The following is a 2,923-nucleotide window of genomic DNA, read 5'->3' as shown; positions in this document are numbered from 1 at the left end:
GCAATAAAAAGCCCCTGCCGCGTTGGAGCGGGAGGGGCTTGAGGTAGGTGCCTGGCGGTGACCTACTTTCGCACAGGTAACTGCACTATCATCGGCGTGCGACGGTTTCACTTCCGAGGTCGGGATGGGATCGGGTGGTTCCCGTCGGCTGTGGCCACCAGGCAAAGGGGTTGGGGACGGTCTTGTGGCCGTCACTCCGGAGTTTGGAATCGTACACTGCGGCTGGTTCTGAGAACCAACGGTTTGGGTGTTATATGGTCAAGCCTCACGGGCAATTAGTACAGGTTAGCTTCACACATTACTGCGCTTCCACACCCTGCCTATCAACCTGGTGGTCTTCCAGGACCCTTTAGGGAGCTCGTGGCTCCAGGGAGATCTCATCTTGGGAGGGGCTTCCCGCTTAGATGCTTTCAGCGGTTATCCTGTCCGCACATAGCTACCCGGCAATGCCATTGGCATGACAACCGGAACACCAGGGGTGCGTTCACTCCGGTCCTCTCGTACTAGGAGCAACTTCCCTCAAATCTCCAACGCCCACGGCAGATAGGGACCGAACTGTCTCACGACGTTCTAAACCCAGCTCGCGTACCACTTTAAATGGCGAACAGCCATACCCTTGGGACCGGCTACAGCCCCAGGATGTGATGAGCCGACATCGAGGTGCCAAACACCGCCGTCGATATGAACTCTTGGGCGGTATCAGCCTGTTATCCCCGGAGTACCTTTTATCCGTTGAGCGATGGCCCTTCCATACAGAACCACCGGATCACTAAGACCTACTTTCGTACCTGCTCGACGTGTTTGTCTCGCAGTCAAGCGCGCTTATGCCTTTACACTCTGTGCGTGATTTCCGACCACGCTGAGCGCACCTTCGTGCTCCTCCGTTACACTTTGGGAGGAGACCGCCCCAGTCAAACTACCCACCATACACGGTCCTCGATCCGGATCACGGACCTAAGTTAGAACTCCAAATTCACCAGGGTGGTATTTCAAGGTCGACTCCACCGAGACTGGCGTCCCGGCTTCACAGCCTCCCACCTATCCTACACAAGTCAATTCAAAGTCCAGTGTAAAGCTGTAGTAAAGGTTCACGGGGTCTTTCCGTCTAGCCGCGGGTACACTGCATCTTCACAGCAAGTTCAATTTCACTGAGTCTCGGGTGGAGACAGTGTGGCCATCGTTACGCCATTCGTGCAGGTCGGAACTTACCCGACAAGGAATTTCGCTACCTTAGGACCGTTATAGTTACGGCCGCCGTTTACCGGGGCTTCGATCAAGAGCTTCGCTTGCGCTGACCCCATCAATTAACCTTCCGGCACCGGGCAGGCGTCACACCCTATACGTCCACTTTCGTGTTTGCAGAGTGCTGTGTTTTTATTAAACAGTCGCAGCCACCGTTTCACTGCAACCTCCGTCAGCTCCATCCGCAAGGGACTTCACCTACCAGAGGCATACCTTCTCCCGAAGTTACGGTATCATTTTGCCTAGTTCCTTCACCCGAGTTCTCTCAAGCGCCTGGGGATTCTCACCCTGCCCACCTGTGTCGGTTTTGGTACGGCCACTAACAACCTGAAGCTTAGAGGTTTTTCTTGGAAGCTTGGCATCAATCACTTCAGTCCTGGCGAACCAGAACTCCGTCATCACGCCTCCGCATTAGGATCCCGGATTTACCTAAGACCCCTGCCTACACGCTTAAACCGGTACTACCAATCACCGGCTGACCTAGCCTTCTCCGTCACCCCATCGCAGTTGCTACTGGTACCGGAATATTAACCGGTTTTCCATCGACTACGCCTTTCGGCCTCGCCTTAGGTGCCGACTAACCCTGCGCCGATTACCGTTGCGCAGGAAACCTTGGGCTTCCGGCGAATAGGTTTTTCACCTATTTTGTCGTTACTTATGTCAGCATTCGCACTTCCGATACCTCCAGCAGACCTCTCGATCCACCTTCACAGGCGTACGGAACGCTCCTCTACCACTTGACCGAAGTCAAGTCCGCAGCTTCGGTATATCGCTTAGCCCCGTTGAATCTTCCGCGCAGGCCGACTCGACCAGTGAGCTATTACGCTTTCTTTAAAGGATGGCTGCTTCTAAGCCAACCTCCTGGCTGTCTGTGCCTTCCCACATCGTTTCCCACTGAGCGATAATTTGGGGACCTTAGCTGGCGGTCTGGGTTGTTTCCCTCTTCACGACGAACGTTATCACCCGCCGTGTGTCTCCCGGATAGTACTTGCTGGTATTCGGAGTTTGCATCGGTTTGGTAAGTCTAGACGACCCCCTAGCCGAAACAGTGCTCTACCCCCAGCAGTATTCGTCCGAGGCACTACCTAAATAGCTTTCGAGGAGAACCAGCTATCTCCGAGCTTGTTTAGCCTTTCACTCCAATCCACAACTCATCCGAATCTTTTTCAACAGATCCCGGTTCGGGCCTCCAGTCAGTGTTACCTCACCTTCACCCTGGTCATGGATAGCTCGCTCGGTTTCGGGTCTACTCCCAGCGACTTAACGCCCTATTCAGACTCGCTTTCGCTACGCCTCCCCTAGTCGGTTAAGCTCGCCACTGAAAGTAACTCGCTGACCCATTATACAAAAGGTACGCAGTCACCCCCGAAGGGGCTCCCACTGCTTGTACGCATACGGTTTCAGGATCTATTTCACTCCCCTAACCGGGGTTCTTTTCGCCTTTCCCTCACGGTACTAGTTCACTATCGGTCGGTAAGTAGTATTTAGCCTTGGAGGATGGTCCCCCCATGTTCAGACAAGGTTTCACGTGCCTCGTCCTACTCGATTTCACTTGCATGTGCCTTTCGTATACGGGACTATCACCCTCTATGGTGGCCCTTTCCAGAGCCTTCTACTAAACACACCCAAGCTTAAGGGCTGGTCCCCGTTCGCTCGCCACTACTAAGGGAATCTCGGTTGA

General features: G+C 54.1%; 2 rRNA genes (1 of these 2 only partly in view). Both read right to left on the bottom strand.

The annotated features are described in order from the left end of the window. Window positions 1-49 precede the first annotated feature (49 nt). Window positions 50-162: ribosomal RNA gene (gene rrf, locus ACW73L_RS21990) — 5S ribosomal RNA — on the bottom strand. Window positions 163-254: 92 nt separating this feature from the next. Continuing rightward, a 23S ribosomal RNA gene (locus ACW73L_RS21985) occupies window positions 255-2,923 on the bottom strand; it runs 223 nt beyond the window's last position.

Source organism: Methylolobus aquaticus, from assembly GCF_054172105.1.
This window is presented reverse-complemented; position numbering and strand designations above follow the sequence as displayed.